Annotated in this window: 19 protein-coding genes, 9 tRNA genes and 1 pseudogene; 22 read left to right on the top strand and 7 right to left on the bottom strand. The window is 62.6% G+C overall.

The window, feature by feature from the left end; translation table 11 throughout:
• Positions 1-77: 77 nt before the first annotated feature.
• The gene (locus COCCU_RS08195; protein WP_156231052.1) at positions 78-1,292 is read right to left on the bottom strand and encodes an HRDC domain-containing protein; all 1,215 of its coding nucleotides are present in this window, start codon (positions 1,290-1,292) and stop codon (positions 78-80) included.
• A 19-nt stretch (positions 1,293-1,311) separates the two neighbouring features.
• Positions 1,312-1,947 (bottom strand): DUF3000 domain-containing protein, encoded by a 636-nt coding sequence (locus COCCU_RS08190; protein ID WP_156231051.1) that lies wholly within the window; start codon positions 1,945-1,947, stop codon positions 1,312-1,314.
• 288 nt (positions 1,948-2,235) lie between these two features.
• On the opposite strand from COCCU_RS08190, the gene hemQ reads away from it, so the two are divergent.
• Positions 2,236-2,937 carry a hydrogen peroxide-dependent heme synthase gene (hemQ, locus tag COCCU_RS08185; protein WP_231598709.1) on the top strand — a complete coding sequence of 234 codons (702 nt, stop codon included), beginning with the start codon at positions 2,236-2,238 and terminating at the stop codon, positions 2,935-2,937.
• A 153-nt stretch (positions 2,938-3,090) separates the two neighbouring features.
• Here the strand turns inward: hemQ and msrB are convergent, their stop codons facing one another.
• The 4 genes from msrB to COCCU_RS08165 all read right to left on the bottom strand — a co-directional run bounded on the left by msrB (position 3,091) and on the right by COCCU_RS08165 (position 5,946).
• The gene (gene msrB, locus COCCU_RS08180; RefSeq protein ID WP_156231049.1) at positions 3,091-3,504 is read right to left on the bottom strand and encodes a peptide-methionine (R)-S-oxide reductase MsrB; all 414 of its coding nucleotides are present in this window, start codon (positions 3,502-3,504) and stop codon (positions 3,091-3,093) included.
• 108 nt (positions 3,505-3,612) lie between these two features.
• A complete protein-coding gene (locus tag COCCU_RS08175) occupies positions 3,613-4,887 on the bottom strand; it encodes a glycosyltransferase family 87 protein (protein WP_269434452.1) in 1,275 nt (424 codons plus the stop codon).
• A gap of 56 nt (positions 4,888-4,943) precedes the next feature.
• Complete coding sequence (locus COCCU_RS08170) at positions 4,944-5,693, bottom strand: pyrimidine reductase family protein (protein WP_156231048.1); 750 nt, start codon at positions 5,691-5,693, stop codon at positions 4,944-4,946.
• 181 nt (positions 5,694-5,874) lie between these two features.
• Positions 5,875-5,946, bottom strand: a tRNA-Val gene (locus tag COCCU_RS08165).
• Between the two features lie 650 nt (positions 5,947-6,596).
• Here COCCU_RS08165 and COCCU_RS08160 point away from each other — a divergent pair.
• From COCCU_RS08160 to pdxS, 18 genes and pseudogenes are all read left to right on the top strand, one after another.
• Positions 6,597-6,669 (top strand) — tRNA-Gly (locus COCCU_RS08160).
• Between the two features lie 41 nt (positions 6,670-6,710).
• A tRNA-Cys gene (locus COCCU_RS08155) sits at positions 6,711-6,781 on the top strand.
• Between the two features lie 9 nt (positions 6,782-6,790).
• Positions 6,791-6,865: transfer RNA gene (locus COCCU_RS08150), tRNA-Val, on the top strand.
• 34 nt (positions 6,866-6,899) lie between these two features.
• Positions 6,900-6,972, top strand: a tRNA-Gly gene (locus tag COCCU_RS08145).
• A 36-nt stretch (positions 6,973-7,008) separates the two neighbouring features.
• Positions 7,009-7,083 (top strand) — tRNA-Val (locus tag COCCU_RS08140).
• 34 nt (positions 7,084-7,117) lie between these two features.
• A tRNA-Gly gene (locus tag COCCU_RS08135) sits at positions 7,118-7,190 on the top strand.
• Between the two features lie 70 nt (positions 7,191-7,260).
• Positions 7,261-7,335, top strand: a tRNA-Val gene (locus COCCU_RS08130).
• 34 nt (positions 7,336-7,369) lie between these two features.
• Positions 7,370-7,442 (top strand) — tRNA-Gly (locus tag COCCU_RS08125).
• A gap of 472 nt (positions 7,443-7,914) precedes the next feature.
• Positions 7,915-8,535, top strand: coding sequence for a copper resistance CopC family protein (locus tag COCCU_RS08120; protein ID WP_231598708.1), 621 nt, complete (start codon positions 7,915-7,917; stop codon positions 8,533-8,535).
• Positions 8,536-8,573: 38 nt separating this feature from the next.
• Positions 8,574-9,179 carry a copper chaperone PCu(A)C gene (locus COCCU_RS08115; protein ID WP_231598707.1) on the top strand — a complete coding sequence of 202 codons (606 nt, stop codon included), beginning with the start codon at positions 8,574-8,576 and terminating at the stop codon, positions 9,177-9,179.
• Positions 9,169-10,440 (top strand): Dyp-type peroxidase, encoded by a 1,272-nt coding sequence (locus COCCU_RS08110; protein WP_156231047.1) that lies wholly within the window; start codon positions 9,169-9,171, stop codon positions 10,438-10,440. The genes COCCU_RS08115 and COCCU_RS08110 overlap by 11 nt, the downstream gene beginning before the upstream one ends.
• A gap of 137 nt (positions 10,441-10,577) precedes the next feature.
• A complete protein-coding gene (gene thrS / locus COCCU_RS08105) occupies positions 10,578-12,641 on the top strand; it encodes a threonine--tRNA ligase (protein WP_156231046.1) in 2,064 nt (687 codons plus the stop codon).
• Positions 12,625-13,239: pseudogene (locus COCCU_RS08100) on the top strand (HIT family protein); the annotation flags it as partial. The gene thrS and the pseudogene COCCU_RS08100, both read left to right, overlap by 17 nt.
• Before the next feature lie 151 nt (positions 13,240-13,390).
• Entirely contained in the window at positions 13,391-14,044 is a 654-nt protein-coding gene (pgsA, locus tag COCCU_RS08095) for a phosphatidylinositol phosphate synthase (protein ID WP_156231045.1), read from the top strand.
• A gap of 5 nt (positions 14,045-14,049) precedes the next feature.
• Positions 14,050-14,973 (top strand): phosphatidylinositol mannoside acyltransferase, encoded by a 924-nt coding sequence (locus COCCU_RS08090; RefSeq protein WP_231598706.1) that lies wholly within the window; start codon positions 14,050-14,052, stop codon positions 14,971-14,973.
• Positions 14,970-16,079: a glycosyltransferase family 4 protein gene (locus COCCU_RS08085; protein WP_156231044.1), complete on the top strand. Its 1,110-nt coding sequence runs from the start codon at positions 14,970-14,972 to the stop codon at positions 16,077-16,079. Before COCCU_RS08090 ends, COCCU_RS08085 begins: the two co-directional genes overlap by 4 nt.
• Complete coding sequence (locus tag COCCU_RS08080) at positions 16,076-16,552, top strand: LemA family protein (protein ID WP_156231043.1); 477 nt, start codon at positions 16,076-16,078, stop codon at positions 16,550-16,552. The genes COCCU_RS08085 and COCCU_RS08080 overlap by 4 nt, the downstream gene beginning before the upstream one ends.
• A 135-nt stretch (positions 16,553-16,687) precedes the next feature.
• The gene (pdxS, locus tag COCCU_RS08075) at positions 16,688-17,590 is read left to right on the top strand and encodes a pyridoxal 5'-phosphate synthase lyase subunit PdxS (RefSeq protein ID WP_156231042.1); all 903 of its coding nucleotides are present in this window, start codon (positions 16,688-16,690) and stop codon (positions 17,588-17,590) included.
• A 93-nt stretch (positions 17,591-17,683) separates the two neighbouring features.
• Here pdxS and COCCU_RS08070 read toward each other — a convergent pair whose 3' ends face one another.
• Positions 17,684-18,160, bottom strand: a complete 477-nt coding sequence (locus COCCU_RS08070; RefSeq protein WP_156231041.1) for a DUF3817 domain-containing protein — start codon at positions 18,158-18,160, stop codon at positions 17,684-17,686.
• A gap of 164 nt (positions 18,161-18,324) precedes the next feature.
• Between COCCU_RS08070 and COCCU_RS08065 the strand changes: the two genes are divergently transcribed.
• The 3 genes from COCCU_RS08065 (at position 18,325) to COCCU_RS08055 (ending at position 20,727) form a co-directional block, all read left to right on the top strand.
• Positions 18,325-19,188 carry an acyl-CoA thioesterase gene (locus COCCU_RS08065; RefSeq protein WP_156231040.1) on the top strand — a complete coding sequence of 288 codons (864 nt, stop codon included), beginning with the start codon at positions 18,325-18,327 and terminating at the stop codon, positions 19,186-19,188.
• Positions 19,185-19,796 carry a pyridoxal 5'-phosphate synthase glutaminase subunit PdxT gene (gene pdxT / locus COCCU_RS08060; RefSeq protein ID WP_156231039.1) on the top strand — a complete coding sequence of 204 codons (612 nt, stop codon included), beginning with the start codon at positions 19,185-19,187 and terminating at the stop codon, positions 19,794-19,796. The genes COCCU_RS08065 and pdxT overlap by 4 nt, the downstream gene beginning before the upstream one ends.
• A gap of 178 nt (positions 19,797-19,974) precedes the next feature.
• Positions 19,975-20,727 carry a YebC/PmpR family DNA-binding transcriptional regulator gene (locus COCCU_RS08055; protein WP_156231038.1) on the top strand — a complete coding sequence of 251 codons (753 nt, stop codon included), beginning with the start codon at positions 19,975-19,977 and terminating at the stop codon, positions 20,725-20,727.
• Positions 20,728-20,910: the final 183 nt, after the last annotated feature.

Here is a 20,910-nt window from a genome sequence, read left to right as displayed (position 1 = left end):
CTGGATTTTCCGGGAGACCACACCCACGGCCTTTGTGCTGTTGCCATCCCCGGGGGATGGGTCGGGGAGGGGTGGTTTTAGGTGCGGGGGAAGAGGGCGTCGTTAAGCAGTGGTGTCACCAGTTCGATCTGCCAGGGGCGCACCTCCTGGTCCTGGAGCAGGGCTATCAGGTCCGCGGGGGAGTTGGACTGTTTCCCTTCGGTGCTCTCCCACACCGCGGTGCGCAGTGCCGCGGGGCGGATCAGATTTTCGCTGGGTATCTGCAGCTCCAGGCTGAGCGCATCGACTTTTTCCCGGGTCTGGGTGAACCGTTCCCAGGACTCCGGGAACTCCGTCTGCCAGGTCCGCCGGGAGGGGATACCGCGGGGTGGTCGGATCCTGGTGGGCCAGGTGTTGCGCGGGGTGGCTCGGGCCTGCTGGATGATGTCGAAGCACCAGCGGGCGACCCCGGGCCGGCGGAAGGGGAAACCCTTGATCTGGCGTAGCTCCCGTTCATTTTTCGGGGTATGGCGGGCAACTTCGATCAGGACCTTATTGGCCAGGATCCGACTGACCGCGCGGTCTTCCTCATAGGCGATGGAATCCCGTTCCAGCCACAGCTCTCTGGCAATCAGCAGCTGCTCCGGGGTGGTCAGGGTGCTCACCCCCTTGGTGTCCCGCCATCCTAACTCCGGTGGGGCCTCAATATCCTGGTGCCCGGCCCGGATGTACTCGAATTCCTGCTCCGCCCACTCCAGCTTGCCCTGGGAGTCCAACAGCTCGGTCATGGCTTCCGCCAGTTCCAGCAGCAGCTCCACATCCAGGGCCGCATAATTGAGCCAACCATCCGGCAGCGGACGTTGGGACCAGTCCTCGGCACCATGCCCCTTGGTCAGGCTCTGATCCAACAGCAGCTCAATCATGGCGGCCAGGTTCACATGTTCCAGGCCGGCCATCCTGCCAGCCAGCTCAGTGTCGAAGATCCGACCCGGGTAGAGCCCCAGCCAAGCCAGGCAGGGCAGGTCGGAGGGGGCGGCATGGATGATCCAGTCCCGGCCGTTGATGGCCGGGCCGAGCAGGCCACCCAGATCCTCCCGATAAGGTTCCGGGTCTATCAGCAGAGTGCCGCTGCCCTGGCGGCGCAGCTGAATGAGGAAGGCCCGGTCGTCATAACGAAAACCCGAGGCACGCTCGGTGTCAATGGCGATGGGGCCTCTGCCCGCCGAGAGTTGCTCGGCGGCGGCGGAGATTTCTTCCGGAGTGGCCAGAAGTGGGGGGATTCCCTCCCGCGGAGAGGTTAATGGGATAGACATCATCAACCAGCTTAGTCAGCTAGCCACGGCCCAGTTCCGTCACACCCTCCGGGGGCAGACCCGCCACATGCGCCAGGACATGGGCGAAAGCCTCCACATGGGGGGCCAGATCATTGACAGTGGCGGTCCAGGAGGCCCGTAGCTCCAGCTGGTAGGCCCGCGGCGGGCCCCCGATATCACCGAACCGCACCGAAGCGGTGGAGGTGACCGTGCCACCCAGGTTGGTGTAGTCCGCCGCCCCCTGAGCCAGCCCTTCATTCAGCCACTGCCAGGCTACATCCGGGAGCAGGGGATCAGAGGCCACCGCACTGTCCATGTCAGCCTGGATGTAGGCGACCAGACGCATCGACCCGGACCAGGCATCATCGGCCTGCGGATCATGCAGCAGAATCAGGCGGCCGAAGGCATCACCTTCAGTGTCGGTGGGGATGTCCTCCGGTTCCTCCCGCATGATCTCCAGACCGATGGCATGGCTGAAGGGTGCCAGACGTTGTGGCGGGCGGATCGTGCCGACCGAGATCTCCGGACGCAGCGTGGCAGTATGCATGGATTCCACGGCATCGGAAAACACCTTGGGGGTCCCCTCATCGGAGACACCGGAATCGGCGGAGCCTGAGGTCGACCGCAGCTTCGAGGAGGCATCGGAGTTGATCACAAGGCCAAGGTAGCTTTGGGGCTCAACACTACGGTGGAGGCGCGCCGGTTTCCGGGGCAGACACCTTGTGGGCGCTCCGCGGAAGGCCCCGGCCACGGATTGTGGCGGGCGGAGTTTCGGGGGAGTCTCACACCATCGGAACCATATCCAACTTATGATTGATAGCAATGGTGTACCCACCCAGGTCGTGGCACCCCAAAGGGAATGCTACCGCCGGGACTGGGTTACCTCGTGAAATGCAGGTGCGGTCCCGGATCCCCCGGAAACCGCGGAAAGGATGTCACGCAAGTGGGCAAAATCAATTTCGAGGAACTCAACAAGGTTCAGCGCTACACCCAGTGGGCCACCTTCCGGGCGATCCCCGGCGCCCTGGGCAAGGAACGTGCCGAGATCATCACCCAGGCCCGCGAGTTTTTCGCCGGCCTGGAGGAACAGGGTGATGTCACCGTCCGTGGCATCTACGACCTCTCCGGCCTGCGCGCCGAGGCGGACTTCATGATCTGGTGGCATGCCGAGGAATTCCAGGAGCTTCAGCAGGCCTTCAGTGCCTTCCGTCGTGACACCGCGCTGGGTCAGCTCAGTGAGGCCTTCTGGATCGGCAACGCACTGCACCGGCCGGCGGAGTTCAATAAGTCTCACCTGCCCTCCTTCATCATGGGTGAGGAGCCCCAGGAGTGGATCACCGTCTACCCCTTCGTCCGCTCCTATGAGTGGTATCTGCTGGATCCGCAGGACCGTCGCCGGATCCTCTCCGAGCACGGCAAGGCCGCCCGCGACTACCCGGATGTCCGCGCCAACACCGTCCCCGCCTTCGCGCTGGGTGACTATGAATGGCTGCTGGCCTTCGAGGGGCCGAAGCTCGACCGCATCGTCGACCTGATGTACAAGATGCGCTATACCGAGGCACGTCTGCACGTCCGGGAGGAACTGCCTTTCTTCACGGGGCGTCGCGTCGCCGATGTCGCTGAGCTGATCGAGGTCCTGCCCTAACCAAACCCCGCGGGCCAGCCGTGGGGCGCGGGGGACTGCGCCAAGCGTCTGCGCCTGCCGGAGCTCCCGGGAGTGCAAAAGGTCCCTGTGTCCCTCCCCCGTTGCGGGGGAGGGACACAGGGACCTTCAGTGTTATTGCTGGCCGGGGGGGAATTAACCCTCGATCGGCTTCTCATCCAGGGTCAGGCTGATGGAGTTGATGCAGTAGCGCAGATCCGTGGGGGTGTCATAGCCCTCTCCACCGAACACATGACCCATGTGGGAACCGCACTTCGCGCAGAGCACCTCAACGCGGCGCATACCCAGGCTGTTGTCCTCCCGCTCGATGATCTTGTCACCGGCGAGCGGGGAGAAGAAGGAGGGCCAGCCACAGTGGGCCTCAAACTTCTCGGTGGAGCGGAAGAGCTCCTCGCCGCAGGCGCGACAGCGGTAGACACCTTCAGTGGTGGTGCTGGTGTATTCACCGACATGGGGCGGCTCGGTGCCTGCTTGGCGGAGCACATGGAATTCTTCCGGAGTGAGCTTCTTGCGCCACTCCTCATCGGAGATCGGGGTGAAGTCAGTCATGGTGGAGACCTCCTTGAAAGAGGGGTTTAAGGGTTGGTTCTGTGCCGAGTCTAGCGGGAGTGCCGGAATCAGCTCGCTTCGCCTACTTCAGCGTAAACGACGGTTGACCTATTCCCGGGGTGTTCCCGGGGTGGGACTCCCCGCACCGACGGTGTCACGACTTTCGCTTCGCCACCAGAACACCGTCACTACCGCGGTGATGATGACCAGCAGAGCCCAACCCAGGGTGGGGCTGAAGAAATTCATCCAGCGCCCGTAGTCCACCCAGCGGGTGGAGAACCATTCATCGGGGGAGAGGAAGAGGTAGACCGCAACCCAGGCCGGCCAGGTGTGGAAGACGCTGCGGCGCAGCAGCAGGGTGAAGAGCCAGGGGAAGAGCATCATGGAGTAGTACATCTGACCCAGTGAGGAAAGCAGGAAGACCCCCGTCAGCAGCAGCCCGGCGGTACTGCTCGCCCACAGCAGCGGATCGCTGTAGCGCCAACGCAGCAGGGTCACCCCACCGACCACGCCCACCGCGGCGAAGATCAGGAACCAGAGGGTCTGTAACCACTCCGGCATCCCGAAGTAAACCGCGAAACCGGACAGCGAACTATTGGCGTAATCACGGACCTCGGCCAGATAAGGGGCCAGTCGGGTCAGGTAGTCGGAGGCCCCGGGCACCAGGGGCCAGGCCACCACATTGAACAGCGCCGGCACCGCCAGACCGCCCAGGAGAGTCTGCCACTGCCACTTCACCAGCGGCAGGAAAAGCAGCGGCAGGAAGATCGGTTTGATCAGGATGGCCAGGCCAATGACGATGCCCGCCCACCATAGCTTCTCATTAAGCAGCAACCAGAGGAACCCGACCAAGGCAAGCAATAGGAGACCGTTGATATTGGAGAAGATCAGGGTGTTGCGGACTGATTCGGTCAGGAAAGCGGCGGTGATCGTGGCTGGCCAGATCAGCGAGCGCAGGCTGAAACCGAACATCCGGGTCAGCAGGCCCAAGGCTGCAATGATGGCGGCGGCATTAGCGGCGATGAAGGCGAAGCGGGCAAAACCGAAACCGGGCATCATCCCCAGTGGGGAGAGCAGGAGCGTGGCGCCGGGGTTGTAGAGGTAGTGCGGGTCCACGTGGTGGTAGATCTCGTTGTAGACCGGCACCCCGTCCAGGAAACGTCGGATGGCGGAGTGCACCGTGGTGAAGTCATCGGTGGTGTCACCGTTGATGGCGAGGATGAACACACGGTGGATCACCAACAGTGCAGCCAGCGGCCACAGTATGGCGTTGCCCACCCGGTCCGTGCTGAGCCGTCGCCTGGTGGGAGCGTCGGGCTGACCACTGATGGATGCCCGGGCCGTCCAGATGCTTTCGAGCCTGTTGTTTCCTGGGAAAGTCACGTCCCAAACACTATCTAAGTGACCGGAGTACGGCGGAACCAACACTCACCAAGGCGCTAGTGGGGACGACGGTAACGCAGGAAGAGTGTGCCGTCCGCGGTGACTCCGACATGCTCCAGGTGCAGATCCCGGGTGAAGGTGGGCATTCCCTCGGACACATTCAACAGCTGATGTTCGATGGGGGCGTGCAGGCGGGGCTCGATGGTCAGGTGGAAGACATCGATGAGATCCTCGGCGAACATCTCCGCGAAGGCCCGCGGCCCACCCTCCAGGTCCACCCTTTTGAAACCGTGGAAACGCAGCGTCTCCAGCACGGTGCGCATCCCACCGTCACCACAGTCGATGATCTCCGCCCCGGCAGCAAGCAGAGCCTGCTTCTGGGAGGCCAGGGCCGGGTCGGCGAAAGTGGCGTGTGGCACCAACAGCAGGGGAGTGGAAGTCGCCTCAGTGAAGAAGCGGGCCGCCGGGTTCAGCGAGAGGCTGCGGGTGAGCACGGCGATCTGTGGCAGCACATCCTGCCCGATATTGAGCCGGTCCTGTCTCTGGTCCTCACTCAGGATCACACCGCCGTAGTTCTCCTCGCGGACGGTGCCGGCCCCGACCAGGATCACATCGGACCAGGCGCGCACCGCGTGGAAGAAGACGGAGTCGGTGGCGTTGCCCATGGCCTGGGTGTTGCCGCCCAGTGCGGCGGCACCGTTGAGGGTGGCGATGGCCACCGCCCGGACCTCCGCCGTGGCGGGGCCGGGCAGGGGGCCGAGCAACTCCTCGGGGGGCAGGGTCTCAGGTCGGGGAAGGCGGTTCATGATCTCAGCTTATCGACGACCCCCCTGGCCCGGGCCATTATGAAGGTGAGGCTTTGGCCCCAGCGGCCGGGTTAGGTGCCCCAGCGGCGGGTATTTTCCCTTAACCCGGGATTCCGCCGCCAGGGGTGGGGAAAGAAAAACGGTCCACATGCGATGCATGTGAACCGTTTCCATCTGATTGTGGTCCTAGCTGGGTTCGAACCAGCGACCTTTCCGGTGTGAACGGAACGCTCTTCCACTGAGCCATAGGACCAGTCAAGGGCTTCAAACAGTTGCCCTTGTTGCGTTAGAGAATTTAACACGAGCCTTCCAGAGGTGCCTAATCCGCAGGTGGAGGCGCACCCCCCATCGCGATTTCGGATTTTATGTGAAGTGTCTTGAATGGCCTTGATGGGGTTTGGGCCCCTTGTTCTTGCCGTGTCCATATTTTCCGGGCAGGTGGACCCTGCTCGGAGTGAAACTTCATCCTCGGAGATAAAGAGGAGAAGCAATTTTCGGAGCTAGTTGGGAAGAGCGGGTCGTGGGAGGTGCCGTGCTTGCAGATCCGGGGGTCGGGGGAGCTATTTCGCTGACACTATTCCTGGGGAAAGTATCTCTTCCGGAGTGGCTGGGGAGGAACTCCCTGGTCGGGGTGGGGTGAAGTGGGATGGTGGGGGGGGCGGCTCATCCGGCTGGGTGAAAGGGAGTCTTGGAGGGGTTGCCCGCCGGGAGCCTGAACATGAACCCTGCATGAACCACATGGGCGTAATTACGTCGTTGCAATTTGGAAAATGCCAGTTCACCACCTCAGAAAAGGTTGGTTTTGCTGGGGATTTGTAACTTTCGGGCAGGTCGGGTTAAAGTTCTTCTCGCACCAAGCAACAGGAACTAACGCAAATTAGTGAATGAAGTTTAAAGTGCAGTGCGGATGTAGCGCAGTTGGTAGCGCATCACCTTGCCAAGGTGAGGGTCGCGAGTTCGAGTCTCGTCATCCGCTCTGGTACCTTTACTGGTACCTGAGGCGGAATCAACCGCCACGGTGGAATGGCCGAGTGGTGAGGCAACGGTCTGCAAAACCGTGCACACGGGTTCGATTCCCGTTTCCACCTCGCAGTTAAGCGCGTTTAGCTCAGCGGGAGAGCGCTTCCCTGACACGGAAGAGGTCACTGGTTCAATCCCAGTATCGCGCACCAAGAGTATGAATCAACTCTTAAAACCAGGTTCAGTGCGGATGTAGCGCAGTTGGTAGCGCATCACCTTGCCAAGGTGAGGGTCGCGAGTTCGAGTCTCGTCATCCGCTCTCATTTCACCGGGCCAATCGGTATGAAATGAACCCGCGCGTTTAGCTCAGCGGGAGAGCGCTTCCCTGACACGGAAGAGGTCACTGGTTCAATCCCAGTATCGCGCACCAAGAGTATGAATCAACTCTTAAAACCAGGTTCAGTGCGGATGTAGCGCAGTTGGTAGCGCATCACCTTGCCAAGGTGAGGGTCGCGAGTTCGAGTCTCGTCATCCGCTCTCATTTCACCGGACCGGTTAGCTTGGGGCTGACCGGTTTTTTCGAACTAGCCGGTATTGAAATGAACCCGCGCGTTTAGCTCAGCGGGAGAGCGCTTCCCTGACACGGAAGAGGTCACTGGTTCAATCCCAGTATCGCGCACCAAGAGTATGAATCAACTCTTAAAACCAGGTTCAGTGCGGATGTAGCGCAGTTGGTAGCGCATCACCTTGCCAAGGTGAGGGTCGCGAGTTCGAGTCTCGTCATCCGCTCAATCCAGGCCGGTCAGCTTAATGCTGACCGGCCTTTTTCTTTTCCTGCCAGGGGCAAAATGTGGGTGCTGTTGCAAGATCGAGTTTTGGCGGAAACCGCGGATCCGATGAAACTCGGGCGTCGTGGCCCCTCCGCCCAACTTTGCAACAGCACCTCCTGAGCCCCGATCCCCCTGATCGAAAGAGCTCCGGCAGCTCCGATTCCTCATCCTTGATCGGTTAAGCCATCTCCCTGAAACGCAGCTGCAGGCGGAAATTCCCGGGCCTGAGTTTCCGAACTCCCCAGACCTGCCACCTGCATGTTGGTGCTTCCTGCCGGGTGGATAAATAGACTCAGGGCAAGCGTGGCACCACGGTTTCAGTTCACCGTCCATTAACCCTGTCGGGAACTTATCTGCGGTGCCCAACGACTATGTATTCAGCACCTCGGGTTCCCCGAGATGCGTAGCCGTCAACCAGGAGGAAGCACTCCGTGAGTCTGTCCCGTACCCGCTCTCTGTCCCATCGCTCATTGTTGGCTGCCGGCGCAGCCGCAGCTCTCACTCTGCTGTCTGGGGTGGTTGGCCTGGGGCTGCCGCCTGCCCAGGCCCATGATTCGGTCGTCGGTGGTAATCCTGCCCCGAATTCCGTGGTGGAGGAATTCCCGGCGCAGATTGAGCTGGAGTTCTCCGGGCTCCCGCAGGATTCCTTCAACACTGTGGCAGTCAGTGACAGTGACAGTGGGGAAGTGCTCTTCAACGGGGAGCCGGAGCTTGATGAACGCATGGTGATTCTGCCGGTTCCGGAGGACATTGATCCGGGACCGGGCAACTACACCGTGGGTTTCCAGATCACCTCCTCTGACGGCCATGCCACCCGTGGCTCCATCACCTTCGAGGTTGCCGGAGATGAGAGCATGGACGGGGAGAACACTGGTTCCGCCACTCCAGAAGACAGTGCAGGAATCACCGATGGCGACACCGAAGAGGAGACCACCTCCCCGGAGGATCAGCTCCTCTCCGGCCCGCTGGGCTGGGTATTCGGGGGTGTCGGTGTCATCCTCGTCATTGGCGTGCTGATCATGATGATCACCAAGAACCGCAATCAGTCCTAGTACATGAGTACCAGGACTCTCTTTCCAAAAAATCAGGAATGATGACCTTGAAGCGTACCCGTCTGCTCTGCGTATCCCTGCTTGCCATCTTTGCCCTCACTCTCGCGGCCTGTGGTGATTCCTCGGAGGAAGGCACCTCCACCACTGCCGCCGAAGCCACCACCACGGGTGGAGACGATCAGGACAATGCCGCGGCGGTCACCCTCGAGGATGGGGTGGTTCGTGCCACCGTCGAGGACAACCCGATGACCGCCATCTTCGGTGAGCTGCGAAATAACTCCGATGAGGAGATCACCATCACCGGTTTCCGCGCCGATGTGGCGGCCGAAGCCTATGAGATCCACGAGACTGTCGACGGAGTGATGCAGGAAAAGCCGGGCGGTATCACTCTCGCTGCAGGTCAGGGCCATGAGCTTGAGCCGGGTGCTGAGCACTTCATGCTGATGGGTCTGGATGCCCCGGTCGAGGCCGGCGATGTTGTTCTGCTCACCATGGACCTGTCTGATGGTTCCACCGTGGAGCTGGGTGAGGTTCCGGTCCGCACCATCGCCGCCGGCGATGAGGACTACGGTGATCTCGAAGATCATGGCCATGATTCCGAAAACCATGATGACGTAGATGATGGAATGGAGAATGAACACTAGGATTCGCGCTGGCCTTTCCCGCCGTGGATTTCTCTCCGGACTCGGTGTCGGCACGGGCGGCGCAGCTCTGGCTGCCTGCACCACCCGGGTCGCTTCCGATGTCACCGCCCCGGAACCGGAGGTCCCCAGCATCGGTGTGGAGACCGTCGACTTCGACGGGCCCCACCAGGCGGGGGTGGCAACCCCGGCCCAGGCGCACCTGAACCTGATCGCCTTCAATCTCCGGGAGGGCGTCGATAAGCGGGGTCTGCAACGTCTGCTGCGCCTGTGGACCGAGGATGCCCGCCGTCTGACCCAGGGTGAGACACCGCTTGGATCATTGGAACCGGAACTGGCAGACACCCCCGCCCGGCTGACGGTGACCTGTGGTTTCGGCCCGACGCTTTTCGACGCCGTGGGCATCGGTGCCGAGCGCCCGGAATGGTTGGCGGAGATCCCCGCTTTTAGTCGGGACCAGCTTGATGAGCGTTGGGGACAGTCGGATCTGGTGCTGCAGATCTGCGCCGATGACCCGCTGACCCTGGCGCATGCCACCCGGCACCTGATCCGGGCCGGCGTGGATTATGCCCGCACCCACTGGATTCAGCAGGGCTTCCTGGATGCCCGGGGTGCCCAGCGGCCGGGGCAGACTCCGCGCAATCTCTTCGGACAGAAGGACGGCACCGTCAACCCCCGCAATGAGGAGGATTTCCTGGAGCAGGTGTGGATCGACGAGGGTCCGCAGTGGGGGCGGGGTGGGACCATGATGGTGGTGCGGCGGGTCTTCATGAACGTCGACACCTGGGAGATCCTGGACCGCACCTCCCGTGAAGTGTCGGTGGGGCGTGACCTGGCCGAGGGTGCGCCATTGACCGGGGATAAGGAGTTCGATGAACCGGACATGACGGCCGTGGACCACACCGGCCTGCCGATCATTGACCCAGCCAGTCACATGGCTCGCTCCCGGCCCCCTGCGGATCATCCGGAACAGGTGCTCCACCGCCGTTCCTACAACTATGATCTCCCGCCGGAGCCGGAGCTCTCCGCTGCCCTTGAGACCGAGGGAGTGCCGGTGCTGTCGAACTCGGGTCTGGTGTTCATCTGTTTCCAGAGAGATCCCGGCACGCAGTTCATTCCGATCCAGCAGCGCCTGGATGAGGCCGATCGGCTCAACCAGTGGATCACCCACATCGGTTCCGCCGTCTATTTCATCCCCCCGGGGGTCAGCCCCGATGGTGAGGGCGGGAAGCGTTATTGGGGTGCGGCACTGCTCGAAGCCTGAACAGCACGCGGTAGGATATTGGCGAACAACCTCCTCCCTTGGTCTCTTCCGCGGCCAGGGGAGTGGTTTGTGCCAGATCCCAGTGGGAGGCGGCCAGGTATGCCGCCACCCACGTGAGCGTGTAAAGGACGCAACCTATGGTGAACGCCACCGAATCCGCCCCGGTCATTTCCGCATCTTTCGAGGTTCCCGGCGGCACCGCCGTCGGTGCTGCGATGCGTGAGCTCGACCTTCCGAACAAGGGCCCCGAGGCCATCGTCTGTGTCAAGGATGCCGAGGGCAACCTGAAGGATCTTTCCCACATCCCGGAAACCACGGCGGTCTTCACCCCGGTTGCGGCGAACACCGAGGACGGCCGCGCCGTCATCCGACACTCCTGCGCCCATGTGCTGGCACAGGCCGTGCAGCTGGAGTTCCCTGGCACGAAGCTGGGCATCGGTCCCGCCATCGAGAATGGCTTCTACTATGACTTCCAGGTCGCCGAGCCCTTCACCCCGGAGGACCTCAAGACCATCGAGAAGCGCATGAAACGCATCATCAAGACCGGCCAGCGTTTCGAACGCCGCGTCTACGAGTCCGCGGAAGCTGCCGCTGAAGAGCTCAAGGATGAGCCCTTCAAGCTGGAGCTGGTGCAGGACAAGGGCAATGTCGACCCGAACTCCGATGAGGCCACCGAGGTCGGTGCCGGTGATCTGACCGCCTATGACAACGTCAACCCGCGCACCAATGAGGTCGAGTGGTCGGACCTGTGCCGGGGCCCGCACATCCCCACCACCCGCTATATCCCGGCCTTCACCCTGACCCGCTCCTCCGCCGCCTACTGGCGTGGTGACCAGGCCAACGCCGGTCTGCAGCGTATCTACGGCACTGCCTGGGAAGACAAGGAGGCACTGGAGGCGCACCAGCACATGCTGGCAGAAGCCGAGAAGCGTGATCACCGTCGCCTGGGCACTGAGCTGGATCTCTTCTCCTTCCCGGATGAGATCGGTTCCGGTCTGCCGGTGTTCCACCCCAACGGTGCGACCGTCCGCATGGAGATGGAGGAGCACTCCCGCCGCCGTCACATCGCCGCCGGCTACTCCTTCGTGACCTCTCCGCACGTGACCAAGGGCGACCTCTTCGAGAAGTCCGGTCACCTGGGCTTCTACAAGGAGGGCATGTTCCCGCCGCTGCAGCTCGACGCTGAGTACGACGAGGACGGCAACGAGACCAAACCGGGCCAGGATTATTACCTCAAGCCGATGAACTGCCCCATGCACAACCTGATCTTCGACTCCCGGGGCCGTTCCTACCGTGAGCTGCCGCTGCGGCTGTTCGAGTTCGGCACCGTCTACCGCTACGAGAAGTCCGGCGTTGTCCATGGTCTGACCCGTGCCCGTGGCTTCACCCAGGATGATGCCCACATCTACTGCACCGAGGACCAGCTCGAGCAGGAGCTGACCACCGTCCTGCAATTCATCATCTCCCTGCTCAAGGACTACGGTCTGGATGACTTCTACCTGGAGCTGTCCACCAAGGACCCGAAGAAGTTCGTCGGTTCGGATGAGATCTGGGAGACCTCCACCGAGATTCTGCAGCGCGTGGCCACCAACTCCGGCCTGGACCTGGTTCCCGATCCGGAGGGTGCAGCCTTCTACGGCCCGAAGATCTCCGTACAGGCCAAGGACGCGATCGGCCGTACCTGGCAGATGTCTACCGTCCAGCTGGACTTCAACATGCCGGAGCGCTTCAACCTGGAGTACACCGCCTCGGACGGCTCCAAGAAGCAGCCCATCATGATCCACCGCGCGCTCTTCGGCTCCATCGAGCGTTTCTTCGGTGTGCTGCTCGAGCACTACGCCGGTTCCTTCCCGGCCTGGCTCGCTCCGCAGCAGGTCATGGGCATCCCGGTGGCCGATGATTCCATCCCGCACCTGGAGGCTGTCACCGCCAAGCTGCGGGAGAAGGGTATCCGCGCCACCGTGGACACCTCCGATGACCGCATGCAGAAGAAGATCCGCAACCACACCACCGGCAAGATCCCCTTCATGTTGTTGGCCGGTGCCCGCGATGTGGAAGCAGATGCCGTCAGCTTCCGCTTCCCGGACGGCACCCAGGTCAACGGTGTACCCGTGGATGAGGCCGTGGCGTTGATCGCCAACTGGATCGCAGAACGCAACAACACGCAGCCGAGCGAGGAAGCCATTGCCGCACGACGCTGAGCACCCAGCAGAGGACACCGCCGCGCACCCTGAAGGGGGACATGTCTGGGTGGACACTGGGGAGGGAACCCCGGATGCCCTGACCCGGTTGTGGGCCCCCTACCGGATGAGCTACATCAGCCGTTCCCCGGGTTCCGGTGACCCGGAAGCGGTGGCGGCCCGGCGGCGGAACCCCTTTGTTGAGGCACCGAAGTACCCCGATGAGGATTCGCTGATCGTGGCCCGCGGCAGGCTGGTCTTCGCCATCCTCAACCTCTACCCCTACAACAGCGGTCACCTGATGATCATCCCCTACCGCAAGGTTTCGGCGTTGGAGGAGCTGACTTCTGCGGAGTCCCTGGAAATGGTCGAATTCGGCCGTTTGGCCATCCGCACCATCAATGCGGTCTCCCGCCCGGAGGGCATCAACGTCGGCTTCAACCTGGGTAAGGCCTCCGGGGGTTCGGTGCAGGAGCACCTGCACATGCATGTGGTTCCCCGCTGGCCGGGTGACGCCAACTTCATGACCGTGCTCAGCGGTACCAAGGTGCTTCCGCAGCTACTGCGGGACACCCGGCAACTGCTGGCGGAGGAGTGGCGACGCATCGTTGCCGATGATGTCGACTATGCCGCCACCGAGGCCGAGAATGAGGTTGCGGCAAACCGGCGGGCCGAGCAGATCGGTATCCAGGCAGCGGCTGAAGCGGCGCAGCGGGCAGCGGCTCAGGCTACCGCCAGGAGAGCCGCAGCTGATCCAGGGCAGGCCCCCGATGCTTAGTGTCCACGGCCGCAAGCCCGCCGCTCTCGTTGTGGAACCGGTGGCCCGGATACTCAACCGGACGGGGATCACCCCGAATACGGTGACGGTGGCCGGTGCGCTGATCACCATCCTGATCGCAGTGCTGCTGATCCCCAGTGGACACCTGGTCTGGGCGGCGATCCTCTCCGGCATCTTCGCCGCCTTCGACATGGTCGACGGCACCATGGCGCGGATGCGCGGCGGCGGCACCAAATTCGGTGCCACCCTGGACGCCACCTGCGACCGGATCACCGACGGGGCGCTTTTCGCTGCGATCACCTGGTGGTTGATCTACAGCTATGAGGCGCCCCCCTCCCTGGTCGTAGCCTCCCTGGTGGTGCTGATCTCCTCCCAGGTCATCTCCTATGTGAAGGCCCGGGGTGAGGCCAGTGGTTTCCGGATAGTCGGGGGCTTGGTTGAGCGACCCGAACGGCTGATCCTCGGTCTGGTGGGTGTCGGACTGCAAGGCTTCGGTGTCCCTTATGCCATTGATGTGGCGATCTGGCTGCTGACGGTGGGTTCGGTGATCACCGTGGTGCAGCGCCTGCGCATCGCCGCCCGCGCACCCCAGGCACAGGATCTGGTCGCGGCCCCGGAGGGTGCCGCAGAAACAGTGGAGAAGTAGAGAGAATGAAACTGCGCAGCATGTTCCGGGATCTTGATCCCGCCGCCCTCGGCTATCTGGCGGGCTGGAAGATCATCGGCCGGCTGCCGGAGCCCCTGGCCCGTCGGCTCTTCCGCATCGGGGCGGACTACGCCTCCGACCACGGTCGGGGCATGGAGCAGCTGCGACTTAACCTCTCCCGGGTGGTGGGCCCGGAGAATGTCACCCGGGACCTGGTGCGCGCCTCGGTGCGTTCCTATGCCCGTTACTGGCTGGAGGCCTTCCGACTGCCGCAGATGATGAAGGATCCGGAGCTAGCCCGCCAGTTGGCGGAGTCGGTCATCGGAGTGCCCGCCCTGGATCGTTCCCTGGCCTCTGGTCGGGGAGTGATTCTCACCCTGCCGCATTCCGGCAACTGGGATATGGCGGGTCTCTTCCTGGTCAATCACCAGGGCACCTTCACCACGGTGGCGGAAAGACTGAAACCGGAGGTGCTCTATGAGGCTTTCGTCGACTACCGCGAATCCCTGGGCTTTGAGGTGCTGCCGTTGACGGGCGGCGCCCAGCCTTTCCCACAGCTGCGCCAGACCCTCGAGGCCGGTGGGGTGGTCTGTCTGATGGGGGAGCGCGATCTCAAGCACAGTGGGGTGCCCGCCCTGATGTTCGGGGAGGAAACTTCCCTGCCTCCCGGACCCGCCCGACTGGCGCGGGAGACCGGCGCCGCCCTGCATGTGGTCCACTCCTGGTACCCGGAGGAGGGAGGTTGGGGTTTTTCCATCTCCGATGAGGTCGAGGTCGGTGAATTAACGGAGACGGTGCAGCGGATCGCCAATCTTTTCAGCGCCAATATCGCCGCCCACCCGGTGGACTGGCACATGCTGCAGCCGCAGTGGCGTTCCGACTATGAAGAACGGAAGAAACAGCGTTCGGGGCAGGGGGACCGCCGGTGAGAATCGGTATCGTCTGCCCTTATAGTTTTGATGAACCCGGCGGAGTTCAAGCCCATATCCTTGATTTAGCCAGAGTGCTTATCGACGCCGGACACCATGTCCAGGTGCTCGGCCCCTGCGCCCCAGACACCGAGGTCCCCGACTTCGTGGTCCGTGGTGGCCGCTCCCTCCCCATCCCCTACAACGGATCCGTAGCCCGGCTCGCCATCGGACCCCATGTACTCCGCCGCGTCCGGGCCTTCATCCGGGAGGGCGACTTCGATGTCCTCCACATCCACGAACCAAACTCCCCGAGCTACTCCATGGCCGCCCTGTGGGCCGCTGAGGGGCCGGTGGTGGCCACCTACCACGCCTCCGCCGCCAGCTCCCGGGTGCTCAAACTCTCCCATCCCCTCCTGCGGCCCTATCTGGAGAAGGTCCGGGGCGGAATCGCGGTCTCCGAAATGGCGAGACGTTGGCAGGTGGAACAACTCGGTGGTGACCCGGTGCTCATCCCCAACGGGGTGGACACCGAGGTGTACCGAGGGGCGCACCAGAAATATCTCGCCACCCGTGATCCACAACAGCAGCAGCCCGTGGAGATCGTCTTCCTCGGCCGCCTCGATGAATCCCGCAAGGGACTCGACATCCTGCTCCGTGCCCTCGGCCGCCTCGACCGTCAGGTCCGGGTCTCCATCATGGGTGGTGGCCGGGCCCGCAGCATGGCGGGCGTGGACTTCCTCGGCCGTGTCTCCGATGAAGAGAAAGCTCAGGTCCTCGGTCGGGCCGACATCTACGTCGCCCCCAACACCGGAGGAGAAAGCTTCGGCATCGTCCTGGTTGAGGCGATGGCTGCCGGCTGTGCGGTCATCGCCAGCGATCTGGAGGCCTTTGCCGCCGTCTGTGACAGTGACTCCACCACCCCCGCCGGTCTGCTCTTCCGCAACGGTTCCGATCAGGAACTCGCCGCAAAGCTGCGACTGCTGATCGACGAACCTGATATCCGCGCTGAGCTGGTCCGGGCGGGGCAGGAAAGAGCCCGGCTCTATGACTGGTCGAATGTGGCCCGTGCGGTGCTCGCCGTCTATGAAACCGTCACCGATGGCACCAAGGTGGCTGTCCGGTGACCATCATCTACATTCTGCTGGCGGTGGCGATCACCGCGCTGCTGCTCTGGGCCTATTTCACCGCCCAACGGCTCAACCGCCTGCATATCCGCACCGACTCCGCCCTGCAGAACCTGCAGGCCGCACTGGATCTACGGGCCTCACTGGCGGAAGCTCTGGTGCCGGAGTTGACGGCGGTGGCCCGTTCGGCGACCGCACTACCACTGGCGCACGGTCAGTATGACCGTCGGGCGGCGCAGGAGAGACGTCTTTCAGAGGCACTGTCGGTGCAGGTTGCCGGGCAAGGTGTGCTGCCGGCACCGCTGATCGAGGCCAATGCCAGGGTTGAGTTGGCGCATCGTTTCTACAATGACGCGGTCACCACCACCAGGGCGCTGCGGACCCGGCCGCTGGTGAGGGTCTGCCGACTGGGTGGTACCGCTCCGTTGCCGGACTATTTTGAGCTCGCTTATCTGGAGGTCGGGGAGCCCTGAGCCCGATGCACTGGATCCGGTACCTCCTCTGGGGGTGGGGGTTGTGGGTGAGCCGGTTCATGAGGGGCGAACTAGGCGGTCTATCATTGGGCAAAACCTTTCGGATCCCCTAATCACAGGAGGCGTGACTAACACGTGAGCACCAATACTTCTACTCCCGGTACCGGCACCGGTCGGGTCAAGCGTGGCCTGGCTGAAATGCTCAAGGGTGGTGTGATCATGGATGTGGTCACCGCTGAGCAGGCGAAGATCGCCGAAGATTCCGGCGCTACCGCTGTTATGGCGCTGGAGCGTGTTCCCGCCGATATCCGTGCTCAGGGTGGTGTCTCCCGGATGTCCGATCCGGACATGATCGACAGCATCATCGAGGCGGTCTCCATCCCGGTCATGGCCAAGGCTCGTATCGGCCACTTCGTTGAGGCACAGGTCCTGCAGTCCCTGGGCGTCGACTTCATTGACGAGTCCGAGGTGCTCACCCCCGCGGACTACACCAACCACATCGACAAGTTCGGTTTCAAGGTCCCCTTCGTCTGTGGTGCCACCAACCTCGGCGAGGCACTGCGACGCATCAATGAGGGTGCCGCAATGATCCGCTCCAAGGGTGAGGCCGGCACCGGCGACGTCTCCAACGCCGTTACCCACATGCGTACCATCCGGGCTGAGATCAACCGTCTGAAGTCCATGGCGGAGGATGAGCTCTACGTCGCCGCCAAGGAGCTGCAGGCTCCCTATGAGCTGGTCCGCGAGGTCGCCGAGAAGGGTGAACTGCCGGTCGTGCTCTTCACCGCTGGTGGCATCGCCACCCCGGCTGATGCCGCCATGATGATGCAGCTCGGTGCTGACGGTGTCTTCGTCGGCTCCGGTATCTTCAAGTCCGGCAATCCGGAGGAGCGCGCCCGCGCCATCGTCCAGGCCACCCAGAACTACGATGACCCGGCGGTCATCGCGAATGTCTCCCGTGGTCTGGGTGAAGCGATGGTCGGCATCAACGTCGATGACATTCCGGTTCCGCACCGTCTCTCCGAGCGTGGCTGGTAATTCTCGGATTGGTTGAAGTCCACTCCTGAAAGCACGGCGCCTGTCACCCCTGGAGGGGGTGACAGGCGCCGTGTCCTTCCTCAGGGGAGGGATCTAGTTGACCGCATCTACGATGGCATCCGGGTCATAGGGCTGCCCCAGGGTCAGTAGCAGGGTGAACACAATGACGATGATCACCAGCAGGATGAGCATGGTGCGGACCGGGTGTCGCACCATCTGGGCCAGGCCTCGATCCGCCAGGTTCTTCGGCTCCGCATCATCGTTGAGGTAGCGCCAGCCGCCCTCCAGGTGGCCCTTCTTGTCCGCCCAGAGGGTGAAGGGCAGGGCACCCCAGGGGATGATGGAGACCACCAGGCCGAGCGCCCCCAGCCCGAAGGACCAGCGGTTGTTCACCCACAGCAGCACGGTGATCGCGACGAAGCAGAGGAAGCCGAAGCCGTGGATCGGTCCGGCGATGGGAACCAGGGAGTCGGTGACTCCGCTGTACTTCAGGATCATGCCGAGGATGAGGAGGGTCCAGGTGACCATTTCCAGACCGGCGGCGATCCGGTGCAGATTTTTCGGTGTCATGTCCGCAACGCTAACCGAAGGCGGGCATTTACTCCGAACCCGCAAGCTGGCAGGCTAAGGTGTGTGAGGGAACTCACCGGTGGAGCGTGCGTCACTGCACACCTCGGAGGAAATCCACTGACCACATGGACACGTAAAGATGAGGTAGGCCGGGATTGTCGAATATGGGCGGGATCGAATACATCCTGGATGTCGAGCGGATCGACACTGATATCTACCGGGGACCGGTGGTGGAGTCTCAACTGGCCCGGACCTTCGGCGGTCAGGTCGCCGCCCAGGCGCTCGTGGCTGCGACCCGCACCGTGCCGGATAACTTCCAGGTCCATTCCCTACACGGGTATTTCATGGCCCCGGGGATCTCGGATCAGCCGACCGTGTTCCTGGTCGACCGGATGCGGGATGGGCGAAGCTTCCAGGCCCGCCAGGTTAAAGCCATCCAGGATGGCCAGACCATCTTCTCGATGCAGGCCAGTTTTCACCGGGAAGGTGACAGTGGCATTGAACACCAGGATCAGATGCGTCCGGTCCCGGGGCCGGATGACTTTGAGGTGGACTTCGAAAGGATGCCGGTCAGTTCTCGCGCGCTGCTGGATGAATGGTCCGACTGGGACATCCGCCCGGTGCCCCCGGAGCTCTATGAACGCAATCCGCTGACCAGTGTGGAACAGGTGGTGTGGTTCCGTTCCAGGGCACAGCTACCGGATGATCAGACCTTCCATGTCTGCACCCTGGCCTACATGTCGGATATGACCCTGCTTCATGCCTCGGTCAGTGTGCATCCCGGGGAGAAGGTGCAGATGGCCTCCCTTGATCACGCCATGTGGTTCACCCGCCCCTTCCGGGCTGATGAATGGCTGCTCTATGATCAACGCTCACCCTCCGCAGGTAAGGGCAGGGCCTTGACTCATGGTCGAATTTTCAATCAAGCTGGCGACTTGGTCGCTATAGTCAATCAGGAAGGCTTGACCCGAACACTCCGTGAAGGTGGCTCGAGCATTCCGATGAAATCATCCGAGGAGCAGAAATGACCAAGGCACACATCGGAATCCTGGCAGTTCAGGGTGGTGTCCGAGAGCATGAACGCACCCTCGACCAGCTCGGGGTGATTCACCGTCAGGTACGCCGCCCCGAGCACCTCAAAGGCATTGACGGACTAATCCTGCCCGGCGGAGAATCCACCACCATGTCCCGACTGCTGGAACTCGGAGGGCTGCTGGAGCCGCTGCGAGAGGCCCTGGCCGGTGGACTCCCGGCCTACGGCACCTGCGCGGGGATGATCCTGCTGGCCAATGAGGCCCTCGATCACCGGGCGGATGCACAACAGCTCAACGCACTGGACATCACCGTGCGGCGTAATGCCTTCGGCCGCCAGGTTGATTCCTTTGAGGCGGAACTGGATTTCCAGGGAATAGAAGCCCCCGTGCCGGCGGTCTTCATCAGGGCCCCCTGGGTGGAGCGGGTCGGGGAGGGCGTCGAAAAGCTGGCGACAGTTCCCGCCGGCCCTTCTGAGGGGGCGGTGGTCGCCGTACGTCAGGGGAATGTGCTGGCCACCAGTTTCCATCCGGAGGTCACCGGAGACACCCGGATCCACCGTTACTTCCTGGCGATGGTGCAGAAAAGTACCGCCCGACTCTAGATGTTCGGCCAGTCGCAGAAAACCCGCTCCACCCACCTGCGTATACTTGGCGGAGCAACACCAATTGCCGCAGCCGCGCACCCCTGGTGCGGCACCGGTGTATTCACACTCTCAAGAACTCCCGGTCCGCAACCTCCCGGTAAGAGCGCGCGCGGTGTCGCCGAAGGAAAGGACTGCTATGGCCGGCCATTCAAAGTGGGCTACCACCAAGCACAAGAAGGCGGCGAACGATGCCAAGCGTGGCAAGGAGTTCGCCAAAATGATCAAGAACATTGAGGTCGCGGCCCGCACCGGTGGCGGCGATCCAAGCGCGAACCCGACCCTCGACGACATGATCAAGAAGGCCAAGAAGGCCTCCGTCCCCAATGACAACATTGAACGCGCACGCAAGCGTGGCTCCGGCGAGGAAGCCGGCGGTGCCGACTGGGAAACCATCATGTACGAGGGGTATGGCCCCAACGGTGTCGCAATGCTCATTGAGTGTCTGACCGACAACCGCAACCGCGCAGCCACCGAGGTGCGCACCGCGATGACCAAGAATAACGGCAACCTGGGTGAATCCGGTTCCGTGTCCTACATGTTCATCCGCAAGGGTGTCGTGCTGGTCGCCAAGGGTGAACTCGCCGAGGATGACGTGCTCATGGCCGTCCTGGATGCCGGTGCCGAGGAAGTCAAGGACATCGGTGAGAGCTTCGAGATCCTCTCCGCGCCGGTTGATATGCCTGCCATCCGGGATGCCCTGGAGGAAGCCGGCATCGAGGTCGAGGACTCTGACAGCGATTTCCGCGCCTCCGTCGAGGTTGCTCTGGATGCCGACGGGGCCCGCAAGATGTTCAAGCTCGTCGACGCCCTCGAAGACTCCGATGACGTCCAGAACGTCTACACCAACATGGACCTCTCCGAAGAGGTCCTCGCTGAACTCGACGCCTGACCCAGGCCCTAGTTCACCCCGAACCGCAATGCCGCGGTGCCCCACCCCCGGAACCTCGGGTCAGGGCACTGCGGCGTTGTAGTTTGACGCCCAGGGAAACGGAAAATCCTCCATTAGCACTTGTGTGCTAAGAATGTATCAAGCTGGGGCAGTAGCCGTCGGCACACTGTTTTTATCTGCCCA

The sequence above is a fragment of the Corynebacterium occultum genome, assembly GCF_009734425.1.
Classification (GTDB): Bacteria; Actinomycetota; Actinomycetes; order Mycobacteriales; family Mycobacteriaceae; genus Corynebacterium; species Corynebacterium occultum.
This window is presented reverse-complemented; position numbering and strand designations above follow the sequence as displayed.

Excerpts from the sequence above, each read along its gene's own strand:
- COCCU_RS08090 (WP_231598706.1), top strand. The coding sequence starts at position 14,050 with ATGAAACTGCGCAGCATGTTCCGGGATCTTGATCCCGCCGCCCTCGGC.
- COCCU_RS08070 (WP_156231041.1), bottom strand. The coding sequence starts at position 18,160 with ATGACACCGAAAAATCTGCACCGGATCGCCGCCGGTCTGGAAATGGTC.
- pdxT (WP_156231039.1), top strand. The coding sequence starts at position 19,185 with ATGACCAAGGCACACATCGGAATCCTGGCAGTTCAGGGTGGTGTCCGA.
- pgsA (WP_156231045.1), top strand. The coding sequence starts at position 13,391 with ATGCTTAGTGTCCACGGCCGCAAGCCCGCCGCTCTCGTTGTGGAACCG.
- msrB (WP_156231049.1), bottom strand. The coding sequence starts at position 3,504 with ATGACTGACTTCACCCCGATCTCCGATGAGGAGTGGCGCAAGAAGCTC.
- COCCU_RS08195 (WP_156231052.1), bottom strand. The coding sequence starts at position 1,292 with ATGTCTATCCCATTAACCTCTCCGCGGGAGGGAATCCCCCCACTTCTG.
- COCCU_RS08110 (WP_156231047.1), top strand. The coding sequence starts at position 9,169 with ATGAACACTAGGATTCGCGCTGGCCTTTCCCGCCGTGGATTTCTCTCC.
- COCCU_RS08065 (WP_156231040.1), top strand. The coding sequence starts at position 18,325 with ATGGGCGGGATCGAATACATCCTGGATGTCGAGCGGATCGACACTGAT.
- COCCU_RS08055 (WP_156231038.1), top strand. The coding sequence starts at position 19,975 with ATGGCCGGCCATTCAAAGTGGGCTACCACCAAGCACAAGAAGGCGGCG.
- thrS (WP_156231046.1), top strand. The coding sequence starts at position 10,578 with ATGGTGAACGCCACCGAATCCGCCCCGGTCATTTCCGCATCTTTCGAG.
- COCCU_RS08115 (WP_231598707.1), top strand. The coding sequence starts at position 8,574 with ATGATGACCTTGAAGCGTACCCGTCTGCTCTGCGTATCCCTGCTTGCC.
- COCCU_RS08170 (WP_156231048.1), bottom strand. The coding sequence starts at position 5,693 with ATGAACCGCCTTCCCCGACCTGAGACCCTGCCCCCCGAGGAGTTGCTC.